General features: G+C 62.3%; 25 protein-coding genes and 2 pseudogenes. 10 read left to right on the top strand and 17 right to left on the bottom strand.

Annotated elements, in window-relative coordinates:
* Positions 1 to 31 precede the first annotated feature (31 nt).
* The 6 genes from FJ986_RS08585 to FJ986_RS08560 all read left to right on the top strand — a co-directional run bounded on the left by FJ986_RS08585 (position 32) and on the right by FJ986_RS08560 (position 6,386).
* The gene (locus FJ986_RS08585) at positions 32 to 742 is read left to right on the top strand and encodes a GntR family transcriptional regulator (RefSeq protein ID WP_140557672.1); all 711 of its coding nucleotides are present in this window, start codon (positions 32 to 34) and stop codon (positions 740 to 742) included.
* 52 nt (positions 743 to 794) lie between these two features.
* On the top strand, positions 795 to 1,961 hold the full coding sequence (locus FJ986_RS08580) for a mandelate racemase/muconate lactonizing enzyme family protein (protein WP_140564768.1): 1,167 nt from the start codon (positions 795 to 797) through the stop codon (positions 1,959 to 1,961).
* A 66-nt stretch (positions 1,962 to 2,027) separates the two neighbouring features.
* Positions 2,028 to 3,389 (top strand): mandelate racemase/muconate lactonizing enzyme family protein, encoded by a 1,362-nt coding sequence (locus FJ986_RS08575; protein ID WP_140673989.1) that lies wholly within the window; start codon positions 2,028 to 2,030, stop codon positions 3,387 to 3,389.
* Positions 3,390 to 3,491: 102 nt separating this feature from the next.
* Positions 3,492 to 3,818, top strand: coding sequence for an NIPSNAP family protein (locus FJ986_RS08570; RefSeq protein WP_140496531.1), 327 nt, complete (start codon positions 3,492 to 3,494; stop codon positions 3,816 to 3,818).
* 9 nt (positions 3,819 to 3,827) lie between these two features.
* Positions 3,828 to 5,027 (top strand): mandelate racemase/muconate lactonizing enzyme family protein, encoded by a 1,200-nt coding sequence (locus FJ986_RS08565; RefSeq protein ID WP_140496529.1) that lies wholly within the window; start codon positions 3,828 to 3,830, stop codon positions 5,025 to 5,027.
* Positions 5,028 to 5,168: 141 nt separating this feature from the next.
* Positions 5,169 to 6,386, top strand: a complete 1,218-nt coding sequence (locus tag FJ986_RS08560; RefSeq protein WP_140673987.1) for a DUF2235 domain-containing protein — start codon at positions 5,169 to 5,171, stop codon at positions 6,384 to 6,386.
* Between the two features lie 121 nt (positions 6,387 to 6,507).
* On the opposite strand, the gene FJ986_RS08555 is transcribed toward FJ986_RS08560, so the two are convergent.
* The 8 genes from FJ986_RS08555 to FJ986_RS30740 form a co-directional block, all read right to left on the bottom strand.
* On the bottom strand, positions 6,508 to 7,455 hold the full coding sequence (locus FJ986_RS08555) for an ABC transporter permease (RefSeq protein WP_181168517.1): 948 nt from the start codon (positions 7,453 to 7,455) through the stop codon (positions 6,508 to 6,510).
* On the bottom strand, positions 7,452 to 9,212 hold the full coding sequence (locus FJ986_RS08550) for a sugar ABC transporter ATP-binding protein (RefSeq protein ID WP_140673983.1): 1,761 nt from the start codon (positions 9,210 to 9,212) through the stop codon (positions 7,452 to 7,454). The genes FJ986_RS08555 and FJ986_RS08550 overlap by 4 nt, the downstream gene beginning before the upstream one ends.
* Positions 9,203 to 10,345, bottom strand: a complete 1,143-nt coding sequence (locus FJ986_RS08545; protein ID WP_140513321.1) for a substrate-binding domain-containing protein — start codon at positions 10,343 to 10,345, stop codon at positions 9,203 to 9,205. Before FJ986_RS08545 ends, FJ986_RS08550 begins: the two co-directional genes overlap by 10 nt.
* 76 nt (positions 10,346 to 10,421) lie before the next feature.
* Positions 10,422 to 11,906, bottom strand: a complete 1,485-nt coding sequence (gene aldA, locus FJ986_RS08540) for an aldehyde dehydrogenase (RefSeq protein WP_140673981.1) — start codon at positions 11,904 to 11,906, stop codon at positions 10,422 to 10,424.
* Positions 11,907 to 11,947: 41 nt separating this feature from the next.
* The gene (gene pdxA, locus FJ986_RS08535) at positions 11,948 to 12,979 is read right to left on the bottom strand and encodes a 4-hydroxythreonine-4-phosphate dehydrogenase PdxA (protein WP_210239487.1); all 1,032 of its coding nucleotides are present in this window, start codon (positions 12,977 to 12,979) and stop codon (positions 11,948 to 11,950) included.
* Between the two features lie 223 nt (positions 12,980 to 13,202).
* Entirely contained in the window at positions 13,203 to 14,303 is a 1,101-nt protein-coding gene (locus FJ986_RS08530) for a four-carbon acid sugar kinase family protein (RefSeq protein ID WP_140673979.1), read from the bottom strand.
* Entirely contained in the window at positions 14,290 to 15,189 is a 900-nt protein-coding gene (locus FJ986_RS08525; RefSeq protein ID WP_318012661.1) for a DeoR/GlpR family DNA-binding transcription regulator, read from the bottom strand. Before FJ986_RS08525 ends, FJ986_RS08530 begins: the two co-directional genes overlap by 14 nt.
* Positions 15,190 to 15,287: 98 nt before the next feature.
* Positions 15,288 to 15,803 carry a hypothetical protein gene (locus FJ986_RS30740; protein ID WP_246676728.1) on the bottom strand — a complete coding sequence of 172 codons (516 nt, stop codon included), beginning with the start codon at positions 15,801 to 15,803 and terminating at the stop codon, positions 15,288 to 15,290.
* A gap of 96 nt (positions 15,804 to 15,899) precedes the next feature.
* Between FJ986_RS30740 and FJ986_RS08515 the strand changes: the two genes are divergently transcribed.
* The 3 genes and pseudogenes from FJ986_RS08515 to FJ986_RS08505 all read left to right on the top strand — a co-directional run.
* Positions 15,900 to 16,826, top strand: a complete 927-nt coding sequence (locus FJ986_RS08515; protein WP_140496511.1) for a LysR family transcriptional regulator — start codon at positions 15,900 to 15,902, stop codon at positions 16,824 to 16,826.
* Positions 16,827 to 16,926: 100 nt separating this feature from the next.
* Positions 16,927 to 17,097, top strand: a complete 171-nt coding sequence (locus FJ986_RS08510; RefSeq protein ID WP_140557690.1) for an iron-containing alcohol dehydrogenase — start codon at positions 16,927 to 16,929, stop codon at positions 17,095 to 17,097.
* Positions 17,098 to 17,111: 14 nt separating this feature from the next.
* Positions 17,112 to 17,817: pseudogene (locus FJ986_RS08505) on the top strand (aldehyde dehydrogenase family protein); the annotation flags it as partial.
* A gap of 121 nt (positions 17,818 to 17,938) precedes the next feature.
* On the opposite strand, the gene FJ986_RS08500 reads toward FJ986_RS08505, so the two are convergent.
* Complete coding sequence (locus tag FJ986_RS08500) at positions 17,939 to 19,678, bottom strand: FAD-dependent oxidoreductase (RefSeq protein ID WP_140557692.1); 1,740 nt, start codon at positions 19,676 to 19,678, stop codon at positions 17,939 to 17,941.
* Between the two features lie 368 nt (positions 19,679 to 20,046).
* Between FJ986_RS08500 and FJ986_RS30735 the strand changes: the two are divergent.
* Positions 20,047 to 20,381, top strand: a pseudogene (locus FJ986_RS30735) (DDE-type integrase/transposase/recombinase); the annotation flags it as partial.
* Between the two features lie 136 nt (positions 20,382 to 20,517).
* Here the strand turns inward: FJ986_RS30735 and FJ986_RS08490 are convergent.
* From FJ986_RS08490 to FJ986_RS08455, 8 genes are read right to left on the bottom strand one after another with little or no spacing between them, the layout of a single operon-like run.
* Positions 20,518 to 21,168: a prepilin-type N-terminal cleavage/methylation domain-containing protein gene (locus FJ986_RS08490; RefSeq protein WP_140496507.1), complete on the bottom strand. Its 651-nt coding sequence runs from the start codon at positions 21,166 to 21,168 to the stop codon at positions 20,518 to 20,520.
* A complete protein-coding gene (locus tag FJ986_RS08485; protein WP_140496503.1) occupies positions 21,165 to 21,533 on the bottom strand; it encodes a prepilin-type N-terminal cleavage/methylation domain-containing protein in 369 nt (122 codons plus the stop codon). The genes FJ986_RS08490 and FJ986_RS08485 overlap by 4 nt, the downstream gene beginning before the upstream one ends.
* A complete protein-coding gene (locus tag FJ986_RS08480; protein WP_140496501.1) occupies positions 21,530 to 21,949 on the bottom strand; it encodes a hypothetical protein in 420 nt (139 codons plus the stop codon). Before FJ986_RS08480 ends, FJ986_RS08485 begins: the two co-directional genes overlap by 4 nt.
* A gap of 37 nt (positions 21,950 to 21,986) precedes the next feature.
* On the bottom strand, positions 21,987 to 22,427 hold the full coding sequence (gene gspG / locus FJ986_RS08475) for a type II secretion system major pseudopilin GspG (protein WP_140673975.1): 441 nt from the start codon (positions 22,425 to 22,427) through the stop codon (positions 21,987 to 21,989).
* Between the two features lie 12 nt (positions 22,428 to 22,439).
* Entirely contained in the window at positions 22,440 to 23,759 is a 1,320-nt protein-coding gene (locus FJ986_RS08470; protein ID WP_181181866.1) for a type II secretion system F family protein, read from the bottom strand.
* A gap of 10 nt (positions 23,760 to 23,769) precedes the next feature.
* Positions 23,770 to 24,261 carry a hypothetical protein gene (locus FJ986_RS08465; protein ID WP_140629482.1) on the bottom strand — a complete coding sequence of 164 codons (492 nt, stop codon included), beginning with the start codon at positions 24,259 to 24,261 and terminating at the stop codon, positions 23,770 to 23,772.
* Entirely contained in the window at positions 24,258 to 24,866 is a 609-nt protein-coding gene (gspM, locus tag FJ986_RS08460) for a type II secretion system protein GspM (protein WP_140629480.1), read from the bottom strand. Before gspM ends, FJ986_RS08465 begins: the two co-directional genes overlap by 4 nt.
* On the bottom strand, positions 24,863 to 25,897 hold the full coding sequence (locus tag FJ986_RS08455) for a PilN domain-containing protein (protein ID WP_140658542.1): 1,035 nt from the start codon (positions 25,895 to 25,897) through the stop codon (positions 24,863 to 24,865). Before FJ986_RS08455 ends, gspM begins: the two co-directional genes overlap by 4 nt.
* Between the last annotated feature and the right edge of the window lie 44 nt (positions 25,898 to 25,941).

Genomic DNA, 25,941 nt, shown 5'->3' with positions numbered 1-25,941 from the left:
AAGGGTGTGTATTAATCCAGGGGAGCCGGCCTTGGCCGAACCAAACGATTTCAAAGCCAAGCCACCGGTGGGGATTGACCCCATAGGGGCGTCCAGCGAGGGCGCCTCGCTTTATGAGCTGATCAGGGAAGACATCATCGAGGGACGGCTTGCCGCCAACGAACGGCTCGTGGTCACTGATCTCGCCCGGCGCCACGGCACCTCGACCAACCCCGTGCGCGAAGCCTTGCAGCTCTTGCGCGGCGAAGGCTTTGTTACCTTTCTCCCCAACCGCGGGGCGCGCGTCCGGCCTATCGATCAGGAGTTTGTCCGCGACATTTATGAGATCGGCGTTCTGATCGAGCCGGCCCTGACGCGATGGTTTGTGAACATGGCCACCGGCGAGGACATTGCCGAACTCGAACGTCTCCAGGACCTGATTGAAGAGAACAACTTCGCTGATACGTTCAGGCACAGCGAGCTGGATACCGCCTTCCACACCGTGATGTACCAGCGGCATTACAACCGCCATGCCGCCGAGCTTTGGTGGAAGCATCGTGAAGTGCTGCGAGCCGTGAGCCGGCGTTTCAATTTCACGCTTGCCCGGCGTGCCGCGATCATTCGCGAGCACCGCGAACTCATCGCGTTCGTAAAGGCGGGAGATGCCGACAAGGCGGCCGAACTCGTTGCCCGCCATGTCGAGGGCTCCGGCCGGCACATCCTCGAACATATGCGTGCGCGCAACGCCGCTCGGGCCGGATAGAATGCCCGTTCCAGAACATCGCTAGCCCGACGATCAGACAGAGGTAGCTGACATGAAAATTACGAGCATTCGGCCGTGGCTGATCAAGTCCGATGCGTCCTATTGGGGAGAGTACCTGTTCGTCGAAGTGACGACCGACGAGGGGGTGAGCGGCTGGGGAGAGATCACGACCACCACCAAGCTCGCCAACCGCGCGCTCTGCACGATCCTACGGCAGATCGGCGCCGCCGTGACCGGCGAGGACCCGGCCCGGATCGAGCATCTCTGGCACAAGATTTTCCGCAGCTTCACCTATATGGGCAGCCGCGGCGCCGCGGTCGAATGCGTGAGCGCCATCGACATAGCTCTCTGGGACATCCGGGGCAAAGTTTTGGGCAAGCCCATCTACGAGCTGCTGGGCGGGCCGGTGCGCGATGAAATCGCGCTCTACACCCATCCCAACCAGTCCAAATTTACCAGCAAGGAGGCGGTGGTCCGCGAAATTCGGGACATCGTCGAGTCCGGACACACTGCGCTCAAGTTTGATCCTTTCCCGCATCAGGGACGTGGCGCCGATGGCGTGTCGCGCGAACAGCGGGACGGCTACCTCGATGGCAGCATGACTCGCAAGGACGAGCGCGAAGCGGCCGAACTCACGGCTCTGATCCGCGAAACGGCGGGCCCTGATGTCGATATCCTCATCGATGCGCACGGCCGTTTCGACGTTCCGACCGCCATTCGCCTCTGCCGAAGCCTCGAGGAAGCCGGCCAGATCGACTGGTTCGAGGAGCCTTGCCCGCCCGAGAGCCTCAATGCCCTCAAGCAGGTGCGTGAGAAGGTCAGCGCCGCCATCTCGTGGGGCGAACGCGGCCACACCAAGTGGGACTTCGTGCCGGTGCTCGAAAACAAGCTCGCTGACTACATTATGCCTGACGTCACCTGGACCGGCGGCATTACCGAACTCAAGAAGATCTCTGCCCTGTGCGAAGCCTACTACGTCCCGGTCTCGCCGCATGACGCCGCGGGGCCGATCAACGTGGTGGCGGGCGCGCAGGTGATGATGACAGTTCCTAACTTCTACAAGCTCGAGACGTCGGAGTGGAACCTGGGTAAATACGATCATCTCATCGACACACCGCTCGACGTTTCGAACGGCAGCCTCAAACTGACGTCGAGGCCCGGTCTCGGCATCGAGATGGACCGTGAGTACCTGCAAGCCCACGAGATTGAGTTGGGCTGACGCATGTCGCCTCATGTCGGGGCTGCATGCCGCCGAAAAGCCCGCCTACCAAAACGAGGATAAGTGATGCCCAAGACCGGTGGAGCCGACGAAGCCCTTGATCGGGTGAACATGAACTCCAAGCCGTCCGATCTTCGCATCACCGACATGCGGGTGGCTGAAATCGTCGGCGCGCCGTTCACAACGGCGCTGCTCAAGATCTACACCAACCAGGGCATCGTCGGCCTTGGCGAGGTGCGCGACGGGGCCAGCGCCACCTACGCGCTGATGCTGAAGAGCCGGTTGCTTGGCGAGAATCCCTGCAACATCGATCGCCTGTTTCGCCGGATCAAGCAGTTCGGCGGGCACGGCCGGCAAGGCGGCGGCGTCTCGGCGGTCGAAATCGCGCTGTGGGATCTCGCCGGCAAGGCCTATGGCGTTCCGATCTACCAGATGCTCGGCGGCCGGTTTCGGGAGAAGGTGCGCCTCTATTGCGATACCGATGCAACCGTGCCGAGCGGCACAGAGACCGGCAAGCGCCTCAAGCAGCGCATGGAGCTCGGCTTCACCTTCCTCAAGATGGATCTGGGGCTGATGCAGATCGCGGATGTGCCCGGCGCGGTCGTGTCTCCTGCCGGCTCACTCGAAGGCTATCGCGTTCATCCCGCCCGCGGCCCACTCAAGACCGTTGATGAGCGGCGCGCCCGCAACGCGGCCTACGACCTGCATAATGTCGCCCACCCGTTTACCGGCCTCCATTTTTCCGACAAGGGCCTCGACCTGCTCGAGCAGTACATTGCCGAGGTTCGCGAGGTCATCGGCATGGAGATCCCGCTCGCTATCGACCACGTCGGCCACATCTCACTCCAGAACGGCATTCGGCTCGCCAGGCGAATTGAAAAATACGTGCCGGCCTGGCTCGAGGATGTAATCCCCTGGCAGTACACCGAGCAGTACCGGCAGTTGCAGGACGCCACCACGGTGCCCATCTGCACCGGCGAGGACATTTACCTCAAGGAGGGGTTCGAACCGTTGCTCAAGAGCGGTGGCCTCTCCATTATCCACCCGGACCTGCTCACCAGCGGGGGCATCCTGGAGACCAAGAAGATCGGCGACATGGCGCAGGATCACGGCGTCGCCATGGCCATCCACATGGCCGAAAGTCCAATCGCCGCGATGGCCGCGGCCCATGTCGCCACCGCGACCGAGAACTTCATGGCGCTCGAATATCACTCCGCCGATGTCGACTGGTGGGACGATATCGTCACCGGCCTTCCCAAGCCGCTCGTGCAGGACGGGTTCATCACTGTTCCGGACAAGCCGGGTCTGGGGATCGACGACGTCGTGGACGAGGTGATCTCGCAGCATCTGCAGCCGGGTGTCACCGGCCTCTGGCAATCCACCGAGCATTGGGACGATGAATATAGCTGGGACCGGACCTGGAGTTAGCCCAGACGCCCAGCCCTCATTCCTCAAGCTCACAGGGCCAACGACCGACTATTCGTGTCGACCTCTCCGAGGGGAGAGGCGAAGAAAGAAACGGACGAAACCATGATCTACGAACTGCGTATCTACGACTGCCTGCCGGGCAGGCTGCCGGCTTTGCTCAAGCGCTTTTCCGACCAAACGCTGGCCATCTGGGAGAGGCATGGCATCCGCCAAGCCGGGTTTTTCACCACGGCGATCGGCGAAAACAGCAATCGCCTTACCTATTTCCTCGCCTGGGAATCGCTGGCCGAGCGTGAGGCGAAATGGGCGGCTTTCGTCACCGATCCGGCATGGCACAGGGCCCGGGACGAGTCTGAGCGTGACGGGCAGATCGTTGCCAATATCGCCAGCCAGCTGCTCACACCGACAGCTTTCTCGTCTGTGAAATAGGACTGTGCCATGAAGATCACCGACCTGCGCTGCGCCGTCATCGGGCGGCATCCCATCGTTCGCGTCGTCACTGACGAGGGCCTCCATGGCCTTGGCGAGGTCGAGTTCACAAAGACCTATCTCAAGCCCTTTGTGCTGCATTTCCGCGAGGCGCTGATCGGCGAGGATCCGACCGACGTCGAGCGGGTGATGCTGAAGATCCGCCAGCGAGGTTCGTTCAAGCCCTATGGCGCCGCCGTCTCCGCGATCGAGCATGCGCTGTGGGACATTGCCGGCAAGGCCGCTGGCGTGCCGGCCTACAAACTGCTCGGCGGCAAGGTGCGCGACAAGGTGCGCGTCTATAACGGCTCGATCCGCCGGAAACGCGCGGGCGACCGGCCGGAGGATTATGCGGCCGACGTCAAATGGATGATGGAGCAGCCGCAGAACTTCTTCATGGTCAAGCAAGGAATCTCGTTCCACTCGAACATGAAGGACAGTATCGAGGACTTCCATTATGGCGTGACGCAGAAGAAGGCCGGCTATCACGGTGCCATGGATCAGGGCGTGATCAGCGAGCGCGGTTTCAACCACATGCTCGACTGCGTGATCGCCATGAAGGAAGTGCTGGGCGACAAGGTCAGCCTGGCGCTCGACTGCGGCCCGGGCTGGATGCTGCCCGATGCGATCAAGTTCGCTCGCGCGGTGGAGAAGTACAATTTGATGTGGCTCGAGGACATGCTGACCGGCGACTATGTGCCGTGGGTCAATCCGCAGGCCTATCGGGAGCTGACAACCTCCACCTCGACGCCGATCCATACCGGCGAGCAGATCTACTTGCGGCACAATTTCAAGGAGCTGATCGAGACGCAGGCCGTGCGCGTCATCGGCCCCGATCCTGCCGATATCGGCGGTATTGCCGAACTCAAATGGGTCGCCGAGCATGCCTACATGCACTCGATCCTGATGGCGCCGCATGGCACCGCGAATGGCCTGCTGGGCCTCGGCGCCCTGATCAACGTTTGCGCCACCTTGCCCGCCAACTACATCGCCTTCGAATATCCGAGCGCCTCTGACCCCTGGTGGGAGGATCTCGTGATCGGCCTGCCGTCGCAGATCGTGAAGGACAGCATGGTGGACCTGCTGGAAGCGCCGGGACTGGGCCTCGATATCGACGCCGAAGCAGCCAGGAAGTATCTCAGGGAAGAGGATACGGGCTTCTTTGATTGAAGCCCTCTTCTTTCGCCACCGGAACCACGCCGACCGCGCCGCTACATTCTCATCGGTATCCATCGTCAGACGCCTGTTGATGTGATCCACAGCTTGGGTCAAAGTCGGTTGGTCTGAACTGGACCTTCAAAGGCGGTGGCGTTGAAGCGGACTGGCAAAAACATCGTTGTCTGCTGCGATGGAACGGGAAACCAGATCGAGCGCAATCTCTCGAATGTCTTGAAGTTGTTCCGCATCCTGAAGAAGAATGAGGAGCAGCGCGTCTATTATGACGCCGGCATAGGAACCATCGGTGCCAGCGATGCCTGGACGCGATGGCGCCAGAACGCGAAATCCGTGTTCGAGCTCGCAACTGGATATGGTCTCGACGCTGAAATCGCCGGCGCCTACGCCTTCATCTGCAGGCACTACGTCGAAGGGGACGTAATCTTCCTCTTTGGCTTCAGCCGCGGAGCCTATACAGCCCGCGCCGTTGCGGGCTTGATCCACATGATCGGCCTGCTGCATCCGGACCAACTCAACATCGTCGAGTATGCCGTAAGCTCTTACAAGCAAGCCAGCGACGAGCACGATCTTAGCGTTGCCTGGCATTTTTCCAAGGTTTCAGGAGCCCGGGACGCGCGCATCAGATTTCTTGGTGTCTGGGACACCGTGGCGTCGATCATCGTGCCGCGAAGCGACCGGCTTCTGCCACAGCTCCTGACACTGCCGCATACGAGGACCAACCCGAGCGTCGAAGTCTTTCGACATGCAATTGCAATCGATGAGCATCGCCGCATGTTCCGGCTGAACCGGTGGATCGAGCCGCAGCCGTTCGTCGAAAATCCTTTCGACAAGATTGCGCCGGCAAAAGAGCAGGATATCAAACAAGTCTGGTTCGCCGGATCTCATTCGGATATCGGCGGTGGCTATCCTGAAGAGGAAAGCGCCATATCCAAATTTCCGCTCGACTGGATGGTTGATCAGGCCAAAGGATTTGGATTGCAGACCAATTGCCGCATGCTGGAGCGGCTTGTCTTCGGGGAAGGGAAGGGCGAGGGGACGATGACGTTCGTCAGCCCCGATCCGTTGGGGATCGTGCATGATTCAATGGCCGTGGGCTGGAAGCCGCTCGAGTGGATTCCAAAATCGGTTAAATGGCGTGAATGGAAGCGAAAATCGGTCCTCGGCTTCTACCTACCGCAAGCCGAGCCGCGCATGATCGAGCGACAGGAACGGCGGCCGCTGGTCCATCAGTCGGTTCTGGATCGGAAGGCGGCGATCCCGGCCTATAAGCCCGAGAATTTTCCAACCGCATTCGATGTTGAACCTTATGGTGACCTCATGCAGGACCACCTGGCCAACGAAGCCGCTACCTAGCGCGGACACCGAGCGGGCCAGCAGGTCTGTGACGGCAGAGAATTTCGGGTGGGTCGGTCCTACTTCGGCAGTCAACGCGCGGAACGCGCGCGTTTCGTCGGGTCATGGAACTCTGCTGCTTTCAACGCCGGTTCAACGAGACGGCAATGATGATGATAGCGCCCTTGATCACCTCCTGGATGCTGGTCGAAAGACCGAGCACGAGAAGACCGAATCCGAGAATTCCTATGAAGATTGCTCCGACGACAGAACCGACGATCGATCCATAGCCGCCGAAGAGACTTGTCCCGCCTATGATCACGGCCGCGATGACGTCGAGTTCGAGACCCGCCCCCAGGCTGGGATTGCCGGCGGTGGAGCGGGCCGCGAGCATCATGCCTGCAAGGGATGCCATCATGCCGGACAGCACAAAGGCGAAAATCTTGACGCTGTCCGTCCGCACCCCGGAAAAGCGGGCGGCTACAGGGTTTCCACCAGTCGCATAAACACGCCTGCCGAAGGGCATCTGGTGCAGAAGATAATAGCCGACGGCAGTTAGGACGATCGTCCACCAGATTGGCGCCTGCACGCCCAGAAAACTGCCGTTCCAGAACAGGTTCGAGAAATCATCGTCGACGATCGACACTGGCCGGGTGCCGGTGATCGTCAGCGCCAGTCCGGAAAAGATCGACAGCATGCCAAGGGTCACAAGAAACGATGGGATGCGTATTTTCGTAACAAGGATGCCGGAGGTGGCCCCGATCGCTGCGCCGGCTGCCAGCACCAGAAGAGCTGCGACGTAGGTGGGAACATCCTGGCCGAGCAGCAGCGCTCCGATCATCCCTGAAAAACTTGCAACCGATCCTACCGACAGGTCGATTTCGCCGCAGATGATGACGAATGTCATGCCGATCGCCATTGCCGAAACGATGGCCGTGATGCGCAGAACCGCGCTTGCGGTCGAGACAGACGCGAAGTGGGGAGCAAACAGGACGAAGTAGAGGGTTATCGCCAGGAAGATCACATAGGTGATGTGATCGCGGAAAAAATTTATCGCATTTGCGTGCGAGGGCATAGGCGAAGGTTTCATGCTGCAACTCCCTGGGCGCGCGTACTGGCTTGTCTGGCCGCCTCGGCCTGCAGCAACGCGCGAAGTTTTGTCTCGTCGTCCGCGCGATCGATGCTGCGCGTGATCCGCCCTTGCGCCATCACCAGAATGCGATCGGACAAATCCAGGAGTTCTTCGAGTTCCGAAGAAATGAGCAGCACGGCGACGCCTTCGCCGGCCGTGCGGCGCACAAGGTCGCGCATATCGCGCTTGGCATTGATGTCGACGCCGGAGGTTGGCTCGTCGAGGATCAACAGCTTCGGCTTCATGGCCAGCCATTTGGCGAAGACGATCTTCTGCTGATTGCCGCCCGAAAGCTCCTGGGCTTTCTGTAAGGGACCGCGGCACAGGATACTGAGATCGTCCCGGTATTGTCTGAACAGAGCCGTTATCCGGGCCTTCGCCATCGGCCCGAACGGACCCGCCAGCGAGAAATCGGAAAGACGCGGAAGGGCGAGGTTCTCCTCGATCGAGCGACCACCCACAAGACCTTCGAGCCGACGGTCTTCGGGAACAAGCGCGATACCGGCAGCGATGGCCCTGCTGACACTGCCCGGCTGAACGGGGTCGTTCCCGACGGCGATGTGGCCGGTTACATCCGGAAGGACGCCGAACAAGGCCTTGCCCAGGGTCGAGCGGCCACTGCCGACAAGCCCGGCAAGGCCGACGATCTCGCCCGGGCCGATCGAGAACGACACCCCGGACAGTTTGCGCGAGGTGGCAAGGCCACGGACCTCAAGAGCCGGCGTTCCGGCGGGCATTGCCGGTTGACGATTTGCTGGCGCGGCTGCGGCTGGGGAAGCTGTTTCGACCTTGGGCCGGGACATAAACGCCGCGATATCCTCGATGGACGTCTTCTCCGGATCGAGCGGACCGACCAGACGTCCATCCTTGATGATCGAGATGCGATCCGAAAGCTGCAGCACATCGGCCATGCGATGGCTGATGTAGACGATACCGATTCCGTTCTGCTTGAGCTGACCGATTGTCCGAAAAAGCGTTTCCTCCTCATGGATGGTCAGGGACGAAGTCGGCTCGTCCATTACGAGCAGCTTGGCGCCCCGCGAGATCGCTTTGAGAATCTCGACCATCTGGCGCTGAGCGAACGCCAGGTCGCCCACACGTGCCGAAGCATCGAGCGAGAAGGCATATCGCTCGATCAGAGCCCGGGCCTCGCGCAGCATTTTTCTGGCATCGACACGTCGGCCGAAGGCGAGCGGCTCGCGAAGGATAAACAGGTTTTCGGCAACCGAACGATTCGGCAACACGCTCAGCTCCTGGAAGATCATTGCGATTCCGCGATCGATCCTCTCTCGAAGCGACAGGGCGGTGACATCCTCGCCGTCGAACAGAATCCGGCCTTCGTCCGTCCGATACGCGCCCATGAGGATCTTCATGAGCGTCGACTTGCCCGCACCGTTTTCGCCGAGCAGTGCATGCGTTTCGCCGGCCTTGACCTCGAACGAAATGTCCGACAGCACGCGGTTCGCGCCAAACGACTTGCCGATGCGTTGCATCGTTACGATAGGGCGCTGGGACGTTGGAGTTTTCGCTTCGGCCATGACGATTTTCTCGATCGCTCGGGGAGCGCCGGCGGACTGCTGCGGCCCGCCGGCGAAAGAAGGAGCTAGAGCAATTCCAAGAAAAAGTGTGTACGGTTTTCCGTCCGGAATTGCGCAAAAACAAAGAGATAGAGCGGTTCGCCGTTTCCGTGAAACGGTGAACTGCTCTAGAAGCACTCGCCGTTGCAGATTTTCACCACCGAAGCCGGCGCATCTTCCTTGGTGACCTGCTTGAGGGCACTGAGAAGGTCGAGCTTCTTGACGCGCAACGTCGGTACCGAAATATACGGCGGGACGTCATGTCCAAGCAGAGCAAGCGCGGCCGCCTTGGCCTCCGCGACGCCCTGGTCATAGGGGCGTTGCGCACCCACGGCCAGAAACTCGCCACGTGCAACGTTCAGCGCGCTGTCTGCGGCAATGTCATTCGTGGTGATGACGATGTCGCGGCCGAGTGTCTTGGTCGCTGCCACGACCTGCTGCGCGGGCGTGTCCCAGGCAACGAAAATGCCCTTCATGTCGGGATGCGCCGTCAACATGGCTGTGGCGACCTCGTAGGCCTTCTCAGGCGCGGTGAAGGTACCGACGTCCGCGACCTTGATGTCGGGGTGTTCGCCGAATGCCTTGAGTGCGCCGACCTTGCGGGCCGCGACAGAGTAGTAATAGTCATAGACCAGCGTGATGATGCCGACCTCGCCCTTGCCGCCAATGGCCCCGACAAGTTCCTGCGCGGCGAAATAGGCGTTCTTCTCATTGTCGGAAGCGACAACGGACACATAGTCCTTGCCCGGCGCCATATCGACCGGAACGTTGTCCATGAAAACCAGCTTGATGCCGGCTGCCGCCGCCTTCTTGTAGGCTTCGGATTCGGACTTCGGATCGATCGGGATCGAGAAGATCACATCCGGCTTGCGTGCGATCATCTGCTCGAGATCACTGATCTGCTGGCCGGGCTGGAACTTGGCGTCGGTGGTTCCGACAACCTCGATGCCAAAATCCTTGAGCGTGTTCGAGATCCCGGCCACCTGCAATTGAGGCCAGCCGGCATCCATCGTGTGCATCACCAGCCCGGCGGTGAACTTTCCGGCCTTCAGCTTTGCAAGGTCGGCATCGGAGAATTTCAGCACGTCTGGCGACACCGCCGGTGGACCGTCCGGGAAGCCCGGAACGGGTTGGCCTCTCGGCGATAGAGGCAACGGCTCAAGCAACGCCTTTGCTTCCGGTGGAATGGTGTCGTCGGCGATCGCCGAAGATGCGGCCAGTCCTGATAGTGCCACGGCCAAAGCCGCCGCCATGAATCCACGATAGTGCATTTTATTCCTCCCGATGAGATGAAACGGCCATTGCGGCCGGGTAGCGACCTGGCTGGTCGTACTGGCTGGGCGCTGTTCAGCGCCCGTAAGGCATCAATGCCGCCGTGGCGGCACCCGAGTAATTCACGTAGACCGTCTTCTTGCGCATGTAGCTCTCGAGCCCGTGTACGCCGTCGTCACCGCCCAATCCGCTCTCGCGGAAGCCGACATGGAAGCCCTGCAGCATTTCTGGCCCGATCCGGTTCACATAGATTTCGCCAAACGAAACCTCGTTGACGGCGTTCATGACGCGACCAAGATCGTTGGTGAAAAGATAGGCCGACAGGCCATAGCGACTGGTATTGGCGATGCTGACTGCCTCCTCGAAGGTGTCGAAGGGCATGATCGGCACGACCGGGCCGAAGATTTCCCGCGTCATGATCGGCATGTCGGGCGTCACGTCGGTCAATACGGTCGGATTGAGCCAGTAGCCGCCGTCGATCGGCGCCTTGGCCGGGCGTCCGCCGGCCAGCGCCAGCTTCGCGCCGCCCGCGACGGCTTCCGCCAGGACCACCTCGACCTTTTCCAATTCCTCACGGCTGACTTTGGGACCGATATCGGTATTCGCCTGCATCGGGTCACCGACGACCAGCGACTTCGAGAACTCCACGAAGCGCGTGACGAACTGATCGTAAATCGAACGGTGAACGAGCGTGCGTTCGTTGCATATGCAGACCTGCCCGCAATTCATGTAGCGCGAAGTGGCCGCCGACCGTACCGCCAGGTCGAGATCGGCATCGGCCAGGACGATGAAGGGCGCCTTGCCGCCAAGCTCCAGCGAAACGGGCGTCAGGTGGCGCGAAGCATTCGCCATGATGCGCTTGCCGGTCGGCACGCTTCCGGTCATGGTGATGAGGTCGACGCCGGGTTCCGTGCACAGCACCTCGCCTATGGTTTCGCCTCGTCCTGTTATGATGTTGACGACGCCGTCCGGCACGCCCGCTTCCACAAAGATGCGAGCCATTTCGAGCGCCGAAAGCGGCGTGTCTTCATGCGGTTTGAGGACGATGGTGTCGCCGGCGATCATGGCGGGCGCCACCTTTCGGCTGACCAGGGCGCTCGGATAATTCCAGGGAATGATGGCGGCGACGACGCCTACGGGTACGCGCTGGATCCAGACCTGCTCTCCCGCGTAGTCGGATGGCAGGATCTCACCTTGAATGCGGCGGGCAAACTCGGCGTAGTAGTCGAAGAACTCGGCCGCACCGCCCACTTCACCCATGGCCTCATTGATCGGCTTGCCTTGTTCCCTGACGACCACCTCGGCCAGATGTCGGGTGTTCTGCCGGATCAACACCGCGATCCGCTTCATGATCGCCGCACGGGCGAGGGGTGATTTGAGCCCCCAGGCTTTCTGCGCCTTACGGGCTGCCTCTATCGCCTGGCGAGCCTGATCCGGACTTGCCTCGGGCACGTCGACAAAAACCTTGCCGTTGGCCGGGTTGATCACCGGGCGCGTGCCGGCTTCGCCGGTGACAAATCTGCCGTCGATCAGCATGAGATGGGACTTCTCTACAGCCATGATTCGATCCGCTTCTTCGTGCGTTGCAGGCGTGCCGGTGCCTAAGGTTTGGATTTTGCCGCGGCCATCTGAACGGCGAACTCGATCGCCTCGACCAGGCTGTCCTCGTTGGCGATGCCCTTGCCGGCGATGTCGAAGGCCGTGCCGTGGTCGACGGAGGTACGAATGATCGGAAGGCCGAGCGTCACATTGACACCGGAGAGCGCTTTCCATTCACCGGTCGCGGGATCGACATTGAAGCCGAGCAGCTTCACCGGAACATGGCCCTGATCGTGATACATCGCGACCACCGCATCATACTGACGGGCACGTAGCTTGACGAAGACCGTGTCGCCCGGAACAGGTCCAACCACGGCGAAATCGGGCGATGTGTAAGAGGCGACGACCGGGGTCGTGATGTCGATGTCCTCACGACCGAAAATGCCGCCTTCGCCAGCGTGCGGGTTGAGCGCGGCAATCGCAATGCGCGGATGGGCAATGCCGAGGCTCTGCAATGCCTCGACAGTCAACTCGATAACCCGGCGCAAACGAGGTTCGGTCAGTTTCGACGGAACCTGAGCCAGCGCCACATGGGTCGAGACATGGCTGACGCGAAAATCGCCATGGGCAAGCATCATCACGGAATCGCGTGCGCCTGTCAGCTCCGCCAGCATGTCGGTATGGCCGGCATAGTGATAGCCGGCCAGGTTGAGTGCTTCCTTGTTGAGAGGGGCCGTAACGATGCCTGCTATCGAGCCGGCCTGGGCCAGGCGAACAGCCTTTTCGATGGCCAGGTAGGCAAGGCGCCCGCCTTCGGCCGACATGACGCCTGTCTCTATGGGTGTCCGCTCTGGTCCGGCCTCAAGAATGGCCACGGGCGGAAAATGTCCGTTGGGCGAAGCCGACGGTTCTTCCCGCTCGATACGTCCTGAAATGGACTCCATCGCGCGCATCGCGGTGACGCTGCCGATGATGAGAAGCGACAGTGACCCCTCGGCAAGGCGCGGTTTCAGCCGTGCGCATGCCTTCGCGATGATCTCGGGGCCGATGCCCGCGGGATCACCCATTGTGATGCCGAGCCTTGGACCAGACATAAACACCCCATATCGGTCAATTGTGATCATCTTCTAATCCTTCTGGCCAGATATGCGCAATAGTTTTCTTTCGCGATCATTCGCAATCAAATTTCACGGCTGATCGGACTGCGCCTCTCCCTCTGCGGGCTGAAATCTCGACCGCACCCGGCTTCGCAGTGTTTTTTGACGCTATTTGACCGGCAAGGCGGATGTGCCGCGTCTTCGCCGGCGATCGTCCTGATCAGGAACGCGCGAGAGCGGCAAGCCTGCAGAGCAGGGCGCTGTCGCCGAACGCGCCCGATTTCGAAATCGTGGCCAGCCCCTCGAAAACGCCGCCTTTGATGACGGAAACCGGCAGCCCCGGCTCGATCTCGCTTTCGACCGTGAGTTCGACGGCGCCTAGGCTGTCGCACACCGACCGCAATGTTTCGCCGCCAGTGACGAGCAACGTGCCGGGCTTCGGCAAATCTTCGAGAAGCGAGGCAAACACCTTGCCGATATGATCCGCCACCGCGTGGCGATCACCCGATGCAGCGACGCTGACAATCGAAGGCGCGCCTTGCATCATCCGCTCCGCCAAGCGCTTTCTCGCTTTGTCGATGTCGCGTTCGATAACGATATGCGCATCCGCATGCCGGGCGGCAAAGACGGCCACCTGTCCCGCAGTGATCTCGTGATTTGTGCCGACAAGGCCAAGGAACGGCCCGGACAACGCAAGAGCAGGCTTCTGCGGGGCTTTCATGTGCCGAGCGAGTGCCGCCGCCAGGCCGCCTGTACCGACCCACAAGGTCCGTGCCTCCGACATTCCGGCCGTTGCGACGATCTTGTCCAGGTCCGTGTCCGTTTCGGCATCGTAGAGGGTGATGAAATGGACCGGTCGTGCCCTCGGTGTTGAACGCCCGACCGAAAAGCGCTGGCCGAGGTCGGCGAGGAGGTCGGGACCAACCATTTCAGGCCGATCGAGCCGCCATTGGCGCCCGGCGCGCGTAACACGCCCTTGAAATGGGAAAGCAGGCGCCAGCACAACGCGCTGGTACGTCCCCTCGACGATGCAGGCTTCTATTTCGGCGATGACGTGACCGCGCAAAAGGCTGTCGATCTTCTTGAAACTCAATTGTCCGGCGGCGAGCCATGGCGCGAGCGCCCGGTGCCTGGCGACGGCCGTCGCCTCGGCGCCCTCTCGTGTGGCGACATCGACAGCCATGCGCTCCGAAAGCGGACCGTCCAGTCGCCAGCTCACCCCAATGCCGTGGCCAGGCGATGCGAAGGAAACCGCGCTGTCCAGGGCGCCGGTCAGGTCGTCGGCTACGACCCGGATATCCACGCGCTCAAGAGCGCTCAACTGAAGAACCTGGACGGCTGACGCGCACGACGCGGACGTTCACATCGAGCGTCCGAAGATTGGTGAGGTGAGCTTGATCGATGCCCTCGTCGGTAATGATCTGGTGAATATCGGCCAGACGGCAGATGGTGCAGAAATTAGGGGCAGTGAACTTAGAATTGTCCGCAAGCACGACGACACGGCGCGCCGCCGCGATCATCGCCTGCTTCATCGCCGCTACCTCTAGCGAGGTCTCCGTGAGCATGTCTCCGGTGATGGCATGAGTCCCAAGGATGGCCACGTCGGCGTGGATGGTTCGCAGGAAATTCTCGCCGGGTTGGCCGACCAGGGTCAGAGAGCCTGGCTTGCAGGTGCCGCCAAGCATGACGAGGCGCACTTCCGGCACGGTTGCAAGTATCTGCGCGATCGCAAGGCTGTTGGTAACCGCCGTAAGCGGAATAGGCGCCGCGGCGATAGCGCGGGCGACTTCCAGCACGGTCGTGCTTGCGTCGAAAATGACGCTTTGGCCGGCGCGGAGTTCCGACATCATGGCGGCACCGATGGCCTCTTTCTCAGCCCTGGCGAAATGCGCCGCGGTGGCGAGATCCGGCTCGAAGGTGGCGAGTTCCGTGCGTTGAAGCATCGCCCCGCCATGCGTTCGCTCCAGTGCTCCCTGCCGTTCAAGCGTCTCGAGATCGCGCCGGATCGTCGAAGGCGATGCGCCGATGAGATCGATGAGCTCCTGAACGCCTACGGCTCCTTGCCGTTTAAGGCATTCGAGGATGAAGGCATGACGCTTGGCCGGAATCAAGTCGACCCGTCCGCGCCCGCCATCGTCTTCCCATGACCCGGCGGACGCCGAGGGCGCCATGTCCTCCACCGCTGATTTTCGGACATTCCTTGCCACGTTTGTATCTCCGCACGGTGCCGCAAACGCGCTCGCCTGAATCACGCGAGCGATCTGCCGCAAATATCATGAATCCATCCAGCAAGCCCAATCGTTTGTCATCTTGGTGGGCGAATTCCCACCGTTTTGGCTTGGTTAGAATTATTTTGACTGGTTTTTGACCGAATATGCTGATCAAACGTGGTCAACCTTGGTCGGAAGAGGTTGAAAAACGAGCAGTTTTCGTCAAAAAACTTTCTGCGGCGGCGGTAACGGCGCGGCAGATGGGGGGTGTAGACGATGAAGCGGCACTTCGTGATGCCGTTCTGCTGACGCGACCTGGAGACGACGTCGGTCCCGCCGGCCGAATTGGCTTGGCGCTGGCTGGCAACTCGGCCCGCGGAGGATCTTCTGACGAGGCGAGCGTCGTCGGAGTTCTCGATGCCCTGGGGCTTGCCCGGGATGACGAGACGGCGGCCGACTTGGCAGACGAGCTTACGCATCTTGCTGCGACCCACGGCACTGTCGGAACGACGATCGGCACCTTCGCGGCCGTCGAGCGCCGAGGCCTTCCACGCACTGGCGGGTCCTGGTTCGCCGACGCGCTGTTGGTACAGCGGCTGGGTTGGCCCCACGCGGGTCCCGCTGTTCGGTGGCGAAACCGCCAATGATCTTCATTTGAAATGCTTGCGGTCGATATGATCTCGATATAACATTTACGCAATCCAGGCATGACCCCACCGCTCCACTCGATCATTTCCAGGCTCCACCTGAAACAGCTGCGGCTCCTGGTCGCGCTGGGCGAGCACGGCTCGCTCCTGAAGGCCTCGCAGCAGGTCGCGTTGACGCAACCGGGCGCGAGCAAGGCATTGCAGGAAATCGAGACGACCTTCGGCACGCCGCTGTTCGTTCGCACCAACCGGGGCCTGGAGCCCAATGCCGTCGGCCATTGCGTGATCCGCTATGCGCGCCTGATCCAGACGGATCTCGCGCACCTGCGCGACGAGATCGTCGGAATCATGCGTGGCCAGGGCGGGCGGGTGGCGGCCGGCGTCATCATGGGCGCGGTGCCGCTGCTCACCGATGCCATCTCCGCGCTCGTTGCGCGGCAGGCCGACTTGTCCGTCGAGATCGTCGAGGACACCAGCGCCGCCCTGCTGGCCCAGCTCGAAGCCGGCCGGCTCGACCTGGCGATCTGCCGCACGACCATCAGCCAGGCGCCGCAGGTCTACGACAGCGTGAAGCTCCAGGATGAAACGCTCGCGGTGATCGCGAACGTCGGCCATCCGCTCCGGCACGCGAAGAAGCTCACCCTGCAGGAGCTGGCGCCATACCGATGGGTGGTATACCGCGCGAACATGCCGATGCGGCTCTTGCTCGAACGCGAATACCGCGATTGCGGGATCCGGTTCCCGCAGCACCTGCTCGAGACGACCTCCGCTTTTGCGACGCTGGCGCTGCTGCAGGCCAACCCGTCCTTCGTGGCCCTGGTGTCGATCGAAGTCGCGCAGTTCTTCGCGCACCGGCAGATGACGCGCATCCTGCCGCTGGCCCTGGCGTCGCGAAGCGAGGCCTATGAGCTCGTCACCCGCAAGGGGGCGTGGGTTCCGCCCGCCGCCAAACTGCTGATCGACGAATTGGTCCATCGCCAGTCCTGAGCATCAGGTCGGCGCGACCGCGCCGGTCAGCGCTGTATCCGCCAGGGTGCCGCATGGGCAAGGCGATGGACCTGGCCAGCGGGGCCGAGGGGGGCCGTCCGTGCGCGCCATGACCGAGCGGCTCGGCTTGCCGACGGGCTTGGCCCAACTGGGCGTGGCGCGCGATGTTCCCCGACATCGTCCGGGCGCCTTGAAGGACCACAGTCACCTGACCAACCCGCGCGTGGCATCCGACACCGGTTACGAAGCGATGCTCGAAGCCAGCCTTTAGGAAGCAAGCACACTATGTTCAACAACCTGATCGGCGGCGAGTGGGTCGAAGGCCCTCGCGTCTCGCGCAACATCAACCCCTCGGACACGCGCGACGTCATTGGCGAGTTCGCGCAAGCCGAGGCGGCCCAAGCCAGGCAGGCCATCGCCGCAGCCACCCAGGCCCAGTCCGCCTGGGGCCTGTCCACCCCGCAGCAGCGCTTCGACATCCTCGACGCCGCCGGCGCCGGGATCCTGGCGCGCAAGGCCGAACTGGGCGACCTGCTCGCCCGCGAGGGAGGCAAGACCCTGCCCGAGGCCATCGGCGAGGTGGCACGGGCCGGCAACATCTTCAAGTTCTTTGCCGGCGAAGCGCTGCGTGTCGGCGGCGACGTGGTGCCTTCCGTACGCCCGGCGTCGGCGTGGAAGTCACCCGCGAGCCCGTAGGCGTCGTGGGCCTGATCACGCCCTGGAACTTCCCCATCGCGATCCCCGCCTGGAAGATCGCCCCGGCCTTGGCCTGCGGCAACGCCGTGGTGCTCAAGCCCGCCGATCTCGTATACGGCAGCGCCTGGGCCATCGCCGACATCCTGCACCGCGCGGGCCTGCCAGCGGGGTGTTCAACCTGGTGATGGGCCGCGGCTCCGAAGTGGGCCAGGTGCTGCTGGACGACAAACGCGTCAACGCGATCAGCTTCACCGGCCCGGTGGCCACCGGCCAGCGCATCGCGCAGGCCTGTGTCGCGCGCATGGCCAAGTTCTTCATGCCGCCGGTGCTGGAATCACTGGCCTCGGGTCCGAGGAACAGGTAGTCCCGCCGGACCGAGAGGCCTGGCGGGACTATTGTTGAGAGCTGTAGTCCTGCTAATACGAACTGGAGGCTGCGTGCCTTCCTGCGATGATGCCCTGAGAGAGAGCTCGACCGTTCCCGTGCTGACTGAATCCGCCAGCAGCTTCGCCGGCGGCGTAGAGGCCGGGAATCACCTGAGAGGCATAGTCGAGGACCTGGCTTGAGCCGTTGATGCGCAGGCCGGACCGGGCGTCGTGGATCACCGGCGTCGACCAGGCGGCATAGAAGGGGCCCCGTTGGATCTTGTATTGGGGTGTCGGTTTGCCGAAGTCGGCGTCGGCACCCGCGTCAACAAAGCTGTTGTACCGCGTCACCGTTTCGACCAGGTTGCTTGCCGGCATCGGAACCCGCTGATGCGGCATGACGATCTTCTGTGCGAGTTCCTCCAGCGTGTTTGCCTGGAAGAAGAATCCATCGGGATCGACGAAGGGCGGCGCCACATTCCATCTCTGGCGGGCCACGGCATCTGCATCGAAGATGGCCCAGATCGGGCCACCGCCGTTGTGGCCGTCGCCGATTCCAGCCAGAGCGGCGTTGATCCAGTTTTGCGGGTTGTATGTGATGTTCTTGGCGTTCAGGTAGCTGCCCTGAGTGTACGGGTTGACCGAGCCAGCGCTGTTCGTCCCGAATTGACCTCCCGTTTCGTCGTAGAACCGCCTCCCGATCATGTTTACATGGATAACGTTCTGGTTGTTGACGTTGGCTAGTCCCGAAGCTTTCGCAAGGTGGAAGACAGGGCTATTGGGCCCCCACTGCAGGAACGAGTAGTTGTACCGCGTTCCGATGGCGGTTGGCTTGGTGATGTTAGTGCCGAACTCTCCAGTCTGGTTGTACGTGCCCGCGAGCGACGCGCCGACATTCAGCCCTGCGAGTATGCCGCTGGCGTCCTGGAAGGAATAGGGCTCGCCAGCGACGCCGCAGTACTCCGCGGTGAGCCGTGGGTCGAACTGTCGGCGGTATTCCACATTGCCGTTTCCGCCGCCACTCGCAATCACTACGCCCTTGCGTGCCTGAATGTTAACGAGGCGGCCCTGATTGGAGGCTACGACCCCGACCACGCCCGCTTTCGTCCGCAGCAGTGACTCCAAACGGTAATTCAGCAGGATCTTCACGCCACGCGCCTTTGCCGCGGCCTCCAGCGGATATATGAAGCCGGGCCCTTGAGACGTCGTCCGCTGTTGGCTCGCGGCTACCGGCAAGCCGGTCCGGACCGAGACGTAGTTCATGATCGCCGTATGCATCATACGGTTCACCGAGTTGCCGACCTCATTGCCGCCGACATTGTCGGGCCTGGATGTCGTCCACACGACGCCATGGCGGACCAGAAAGTTGTAAAGGTCGACGTTGACGTCGGCAAATGCCCGGATCAGCTCGCGATCGTTATAGCGGTAGCTCGGAAAGCCGTTCGCCTGGACGATGGACCAGTCGGTAAGGTCGCGATACAGGAGGTCTGGCGAGTCCGCGATGCCGGCCGCCATCTGGGCAGGGGTTCCGCCTCCCAGGGGAATGTTGCCTGAGCTGACGATGCCACGTCCCCCGATGTGCGGTTGCGCCTCGAGGACAATAACCGACGCGCCCGCCTCTGCGGCGGCGACTGCGGCCCCGAGGCCCGCCGAGCCGCAACCCACAACGACGATATCGGCTACGCGCGGGTCCGCGGCATTGGCAATGCTCGGCTGCAATATGCTGCTGGCCACCCCTGCGGCGGCGATTCCGGCGCCGGCCTTCAACAATGAGCGTCGGCTGACTGTCATTACGTTCTCCTCCTGATATTTTTAGACCAGCGCATTCGGGCCAGCGCATTCGGGATTGTTTGGATCTGGGCCTGAACAGCGAAACTCATTAATCGTGATCGCCGCAGAGACTTGGCCGGCCGGAGTATTGCAGCATTCGCTCGCGCGACAACTGAGAAGATGTGATCTCGGTATAACGTTTACTCAACCCAGGCATGGCCCCACCGCTCCACTCGATCGCTTCCAGGATCCACCTGAAACAGTTGCGGCTCCTACTCGCGCTGGGCGAGCATGGCTCGCTCCTCAAAGCCTCGCAGCAGGTCGCGTTGACGCAACCGGGCGAGCAAGGCATTGCAGGAAATCGAGACGACCTTCGGTCGCCGCTGGGTTACGGCAGGCCGGAACGCATTGTCATCGACGGCAGCCAAACCAACCGCGAGGCGGTCATTTCCTGCGATGCTGAAAGCCGTCTGCGGGACCGCCCGCGACGTTCACCGAAGCCGATTCACATCCGCAACAGCAAGTACCTCAATAATTGGATCGAACAGAACCATCGACGCGTCAAGCGCCGCATCCACTCCATGTTCGGCTTCAAGTGAATGCGACCGCCGAGGTTATTCTCACTGGCATGGAGATGGTTCACATGATGCGCAGACAGCAGGCGAGGTTTGCCTACAATCCATCTCCCTCGATCGCCGAGCAGTTCGAGATCCTGGCAGCCTGATCAGCGACGCGAAAACAAAAGAACGATTTGCGACAGAGCCCGCGAATGTCGATAGCCAGCGGCAGCCTTGCGCCGTCTGCATGCCACGCTGTTTTGCAAGCCTGTTATCGGCGCCAATCGTACAGCCCTGCGGAGTTCAGAAGCCGATGCCGTAGCGCTGCAGACACGGCGCGAGCGCTTCGGCCGCGCCGCAACGCGCGGGCAGCTCGACGCGTAACCGCGCATAGGCCCATTGCCGCCAGGGACGCGGAGAACTGCCGGATATCTCGATACGGACGAGTGACGGCATGCGGTTGGTGCTTGTCCATTCGGGGCTGAGCGCGCCGTCCGGCCCGGCATAGCTGAACGAAAGCTTCAGATCGCCTCGCACCAGCGGAAGATCCTCCCCGCCCTCGCCCATCCTGTGATCGCGGCGGGCACGAATGAGGGCCTCGTCGGCTCCGGCCCGACCCATCGAATAGGTGATGTCATCAAGTCCCGCACGCGGCTCGTAGCCGAGCGCCGGGCGCTCGAAGGTGACCTCGTCGGCATGGCCGGTGAAGCGGATCGCAGCGGCTCCCTCCGGGTTGGAATAGCCGGGCTGCGCCGCCTCCAGATCCTCGACCATCCGGTCGAGAATCACCGCCACCGTGTCCTCCTGCCCGCCTCTGGCGATTATCCCCTGCCATTGGCGCAGCCAGGTTCCGGTGTAGAGTGCCAGCCCGCCAAACAGCATCGTCGCAAGCACCAGCGAAGCCAATGCCTCGATCAGCGTGAAGCCGGCCCGAGCGCTGCGTTTCCTTGTCATTGCCGCTTGCCGAGGCGCACGGTCTGCATCGCGTCGTCATCCGATCCGTCGGTGCTGCGAACGGTGACGGAGTAAAGCTGCCATCCGGCGCGAGCCAGGGCAGTGCCGCGTTCGAAGCGGTACGGTTCCACGATGACCGTGAAGCCTCCGATCACGCGCCGGCCCGTTCGCAACGGGCTAAGGGTCATCGCCGCCGCCATGGCAGCCTGCATGCCGACACGGCGTTCGGTCGATCGTTCCAGACCCGCGAACGCACCTGCGGTGCCCGTGATCATGCGCGCGATCGGAACGATCAGCAGCACGGCGACGGCAAGCGAGGCCAGAACCTCGATCAGCGTGAAGCCGCGTCTGCGCCGTCCTGTCATTTCGGCCTCATTTCCACGCGGCCGGTCAACCAGTCGACGCGCAGTTCGATCTCCCGGCCGCTGGCGGACAGTGTCATGACGCCCCCACACGACCGTCCGTCGGCAAGGAAGCGCAAGGCTCTGCTTCCGCCTCGTATGGGACACCGGTCCGACGTGACCCAGTTCATGGCCACCCCATCCCTGATCGAGATCGGATTGGCGCCATCCACCTGGATGCGTTTGTTTCCCGGATCGACCCTCACGTCGGCGACGCTGCCCGTGGTCAGCGCCTTCGCTCTGCCCTTGCGGAACTCCCCGCTGACGCGAACCGCCTCGCCAGAAAGCTCGGCAGCCCCGATGCTGGAACGCGGGCGCGGCATCAGCACGAAGGCCGCGAGAGCGACGATCGCAAGCGCCGCGACCACGTCGAGCAGCACGACACCGCGTTGCGTCCTTTTGCGGTTGCTGTTGCCCTTAGGGCTGGGCGGACACATTGGAGCCGCGCCCACCGGGCCCGTCGGTGGTGATGTTGAACGTCTTTCCGTCGCTTGCGTATCTGTATTCATGACCCCACGGATCGAGCGGAACGGTCTCGCCGCGAACGTATGGCCCGTTCCAGACCTGGATGGTCGAGGGCTTGCGCACCAGCGCTCCCAGCCCCTCGGCCTGCACCGGATAACGGCCGACATCGATGTAGAAGATGTCGAGCGCGCTGGAAAACGCCTCGATCTGAAGCTTCGCCGCACGCACGCGCGAGTCGGACAACTGCGCGAGAACACGAGGACCGACGAGCGCCGAAATCAGGCCGATGATGGCCAGCACGACCAGCATCTCGATCAGCGTAAAGCCTGCCTCGCGGCGCCGGGCATGCTTGCGCTGCATGAGATTGGGACCAACTGCGAAATGAACGCTCATGCAAACAGCCTCCTAGCGGACCATGTCGTTGAATGACATGAGGGTGGACATGATCGACACGATCATACCACCGATCAAGATACTGATGGTTGCCACTGCCGCAGGGCCGACAAGCCCGACGATACGGGACAGCGAACGCTCCAGCCGCACTTCATAGAAGTCGGCGACACGATAGGCCAGCCCTGCGAGTTCGCCACTTTGCTCGCCGAGCCTCAACATGCGCACCGCCAGCGGGGGAAGCTGAAGAATCTCAAGCGCATGGCCAAGCCTATTCCCCTGCCTCAGCGCGTCGGACGCCTGCTGCGCGCGTGCCCGCGCGGCCTCGCCGTGGTCGACGGTATCGCTGATGAGCTTGAAGGCCACAGGAACCGCCACGCCGGTCTCGACCATGATGCCCAGGAGACGGGCGAAGCGCCCCGTCCGATAGCTCCCCGGTATCTCCGACAAAAGCGGAAGTTTCTTGGCGAAACCCCAAAGCCATGCCCAGAGAAGGCCCCGCCGCGCCGCCACGAACCCCAGCAATACGAGTATCGAAGCCGCAAGCAAAAGGACCAGCCCATAAGCGCGCAGGAAATTCGAGACCGCGAACATCACCACCATCAGCATGTCCTTCTTGCCGCTCTGCATGAGCATCGGTTCGAACTGAGGAACGACCCCCACCAGGAAGAAGACCAGTACGCAGATCGTGCCGGCAAACAGGACTGCCGGATACCGCAGCGCCTCGCTGACTTTGGCCCGCAATGCCTCGAAATGCTGGCGCTCCTGCACGATGCGCGACAGGAGGGTGGGTAACTTGCCGGAGGTCTCCGCGACACGAACCATGGCGACCTGGAACGCCGGGAACAGAGCGGGCCAGGCTTCCAGCGCTCTGGAGAACGAGGTGCCCGACGCCAGGTCGGTGCGAATGCCGGCAACCACGGGCTTAAGCCTGCCGCTGTCGAATTCCTTTTCCATGATCGCCAGCGCTTCGTCGATCCGGATCCCCGCATTCAGCATGATCGACAGGTCGGAGAGCAGCCGCGTGACCTGCGACGCCGGTATTCGGGTCGAAAACAGCGGTGCGCGCGATGCAGACTGCCTCGGTTCGACACTTACCGGGATCAGCCCGCGCGCCCCGAGCTTCTGGACGGCATCGTCGGAATCGGACGCATCGATCCGCCCGAGTTCGAGACGACCCTCGCCATTCAAAGCCTTGTATGCGAATGCCGTGGAGACCATGGAGGCCAAATTTCCTAACTGTACGCCTCTACTGGAGACGTTCGTTCCTGATAGCTGTCTGTGAAAGAAACTCGCTCCATTAATCCCTGCCGGAGGCTCGGAATGTGCAACCACTCCATTTGGATCAACCCCCTGAAGGCGTGGGCACCGGCTCCTCCGGTGGCAACATTTGTTCACCGCTTGCCTCATCCGAAAACCGCAGCGAGGCGCGTCCTCCCGCTCCATCGAGCTTGACTTCGAACTGGCCGACTTCCTTCAGGGTCCAACCTTCCCGGCTTTCCCCCGTGCGCAGCGTGAAGGCCGCCATTTCGGCCGGGGTGGTGAAGGTCGCGCTGTTGAGCCTTTCCGACCGCACGATGCCAACCAATTGCCACTCGGGCGCCGCGGCAGGCGGGGGCTCGGGTTCCGGCTCGGGCTGCACGACAATAAGTTCCGGCTCGGGGGCACCGAACGCGATCGGGGCAGTCCGGTCCGGCGAGAACAGGGGCCGATCCCGAAGCGCCGCATAGTCGCTCACCTGGCGTTCCCTGACCGATAGCTTTTCTGCGCCGAAGGACAGGCTCGAAGAGGCCGCGATGGCGGCGAGCATCATTGTCGCGCCCAGCATGGTCATCATGACTGGGGTCCCTTCTCCCGGAAGGCCGACAGCGTGACGTTCAGCGACAGCGGCCGATCCATGGAACCCGAGGTCTGATTCCCCCCCAGATCGACGTTTCGGTTCAACCGAAGCCTGAAGCTATCAACGACCATGACGGGCGAGCTTGCCTCGATGGCGTACATGAGATCGGGCAGCGATTGCTCCATAACCTCGATATCGGCAGTTAAACGAATGCGTTCCAAAGACTCCAACTGAGGATCGCTTATATCGGCGACCTCACCGTCTGTGGGAACATCGACGCGCCGGATAACGGCACCCACGCGTTCAACGCGGTTGGAGAGCAGACTCTGGAATTCGGCCGAGACGAGCCCACTGGTTTGGGCATCGAGAAGAATCTTGCCCTCGCCGGGATCCAGAGCCTGGTTCGCGCCTTGGGGAACCGGGGAAGTGGACGCCTTGCTTTCGAGCAAGGCGGTACGTTCCTCATAGAGCGCCAGCGCGCCCGCCTCCGCGCGCCAGGACAGCAGCGTATCGGCGACGAGTACAAGAGCTCCGACGACCAGCAGGGCCATGACGACCAGGGATTGAAGCCGCGTGTCGCGCCACAGGGGTGTCGTCCTCATCGCAGCGAACCTCCCGTGCGGATGAGCGGGCGGGTATCGACCTCGAACTCCGAGGTAACGCCATCCTCGCCGCGCAGGGCCGATCCGACCAGCTTGCTGTCTTCGAAGCGACCCGACGATTCCAGCGCGGTCAGTACTTCGGGCACGTCCTTGGTCCGGCCCGAGAGACGCATGCGGCCATTGGCGAAGGACACCTCAATGGCATAGGAATGCGTCGGCAAAACCTGAGCCAGGTCGTCCAATGCTCCCAGCGCGCTTATCGCGTCGTCCTTGATATTCAGCGCCTCCTGCTCAGGCGCTGTTTCAGCCTTGTCCGGAGTCGCCGCCAGCGCGATTGCCTGGCGCGCCTTCTCGGCCCGGATCTCGACGGCGGCGCGGCGCTCGGCATAGTTGTTCTGGATCATCGGCCGCACCGCCGGAGCCGTGACTGCAGCGACTAGGCTTACGCCCAGAACTCCGGCAAGGACAAACTTTATCCGGCCACGCGTGCCGGTGACCCGTTGCCGCTGTGTCAATACTTCCACGGCATCGCCTTCCGGAAACGGCGCCGAGATCACGACCTGGCGGGCCTCGGCCACGTTCAGGCAGGCCAAGGCAGCAGCGACACGCGACCTCGGAACGATTGCGACGGCGACGGTGATCTGCCGCGCCTCACGGCTGATCCCGAGGACCCTGTGGCCGAAATAGATATCGGAAGCAGGCAATGGTGAAAGCGCGCCCATCCGCGACGTAACGATGCCTTCGACGTGGCTGGCAGCCTCCATCGGCAGTTCGATCCGGCGCGCGATCACCCAGCTCGCCGGGATGCCGAGATGGACCGCCTTTCCATTCACCGCGGTGCGCAATGCGGCCGGCGCCTGCGTGTCTGGAGAAATCGGTATCAACAGGGGTGCTGACGGCTTTCGGCTGGTCGCCGGCTCGATTTCAAGCGCGCTCCCATCGTCCGCGACCCGCGCGACCACGCGGCTGCCGGATTTGACGCGCGCAAGTTCATCCAGCAGGGAGGCCGGTCCCGCGATCCAGTCATCCAAGCCGCGGATCGCCGCGGTGAAAGGATAAGCCATTCCGGTCAAAC

The organism is Mesorhizobium sp. B1-1-1 (assembly GCF_006442955.1).
GTDB lineage: Bacteria > Pseudomonadota > Alphaproteobacteria > Rhizobiales > Rhizobiaceae > Mesorhizobium.
This window is presented reverse-complemented; position numbering and strand designations above follow the sequence as displayed.

Coding starts and splice junctions, on each gene's coding strand:
- aldA (WP_140673981.1), bottom strand. CDS start 11,906: ATGGCTGTAGAGAAGTCCCATCTCATGCTGATCGACGGCAGATTTGTC.
- gspG (WP_140673975.1), bottom strand. CDS start 22,427: ATGAGCGTTCATTTCGCAGTTGGTCCCAATCTCATGCAGCGCAAGCAT.
- FJ986_RS08555 (WP_181168517.1), bottom strand. CDS start 7,455: ATGAAACCTTCGCCTATGCCCTCGCACGCAAATGCGATAAATTTTTTC.
- FJ986_RS08565 (WP_140496529.1), top strand. CDS start 3,828: ATGAAGATCACCGACCTGCGCTGCGCCGTCATCGGGCGGCATCCCATC.
- FJ986_RS08485 (WP_140496503.1), bottom strand. CDS start 21,533: ATGACAGGACGGCGCAGACGCGGCTTCACGCTGATCGAGGTTCTGGCC.
- pdxA (WP_210239487.1), bottom strand. CDS start 12,979: ATGTCTGGTCCAAGGCTCGGCATCACAATGGGTGATCCCGCGGGCATC.
- FJ986_RS08575 (WP_140673989.1), top strand. CDS start 2,028: ATGCCCAAGACCGGTGGAGCCGACGAAGCCCTTGATCGGGTGAACATG.
- FJ986_RS08490 (WP_140496507.1), bottom strand. CDS start 21,168: ATGACAAGGAAACGCAGCGCTCGGGCCGGCTTCACGCTGATCGAGGCA.
- FJ986_RS08545 (WP_140513321.1), bottom strand. CDS start 10,345: ATGCACTATCGTGGATTCATGGCGGCGGCTTTGGCCGTGGCACTATCA.
- FJ986_RS08500 (WP_140557692.1), bottom strand. CDS start 19,678: ATGACAGTCAGCCGACGCTCATTGTTGAAGGCCGGCGCCGGAATCGCC.
- FJ986_RS08580 (WP_140564768.1), top strand. CDS start 795: ATGAAAATTACGAGCATTCGGCCGTGGCTGATCAAGTCCGATGCGTCC.
- FJ986_RS08465 (WP_140629482.1), bottom strand. CDS start 24,261: ATGATGACCATGCTGGGCGCGACAATGATGCTCGCCGCCATCGCGGCC.
- FJ986_RS08570 (WP_140496531.1), top strand. CDS start 3,492: ATGATCTACGAACTGCGTATCTACGACTGCCTGCCGGGCAGGCTGCCG.
- gspM (WP_140629480.1), bottom strand. CDS start 24,866: ATGAGGACGACACCCCTGTGGCGCGACACGCGGCTTCAATCCCTGGTC.
- FJ986_RS08515 (WP_140496511.1), top strand. CDS start 15,900: ATGACCCCACCGCTCCACTCGATCATTTCCAGGCTCCACCTGAAACAG.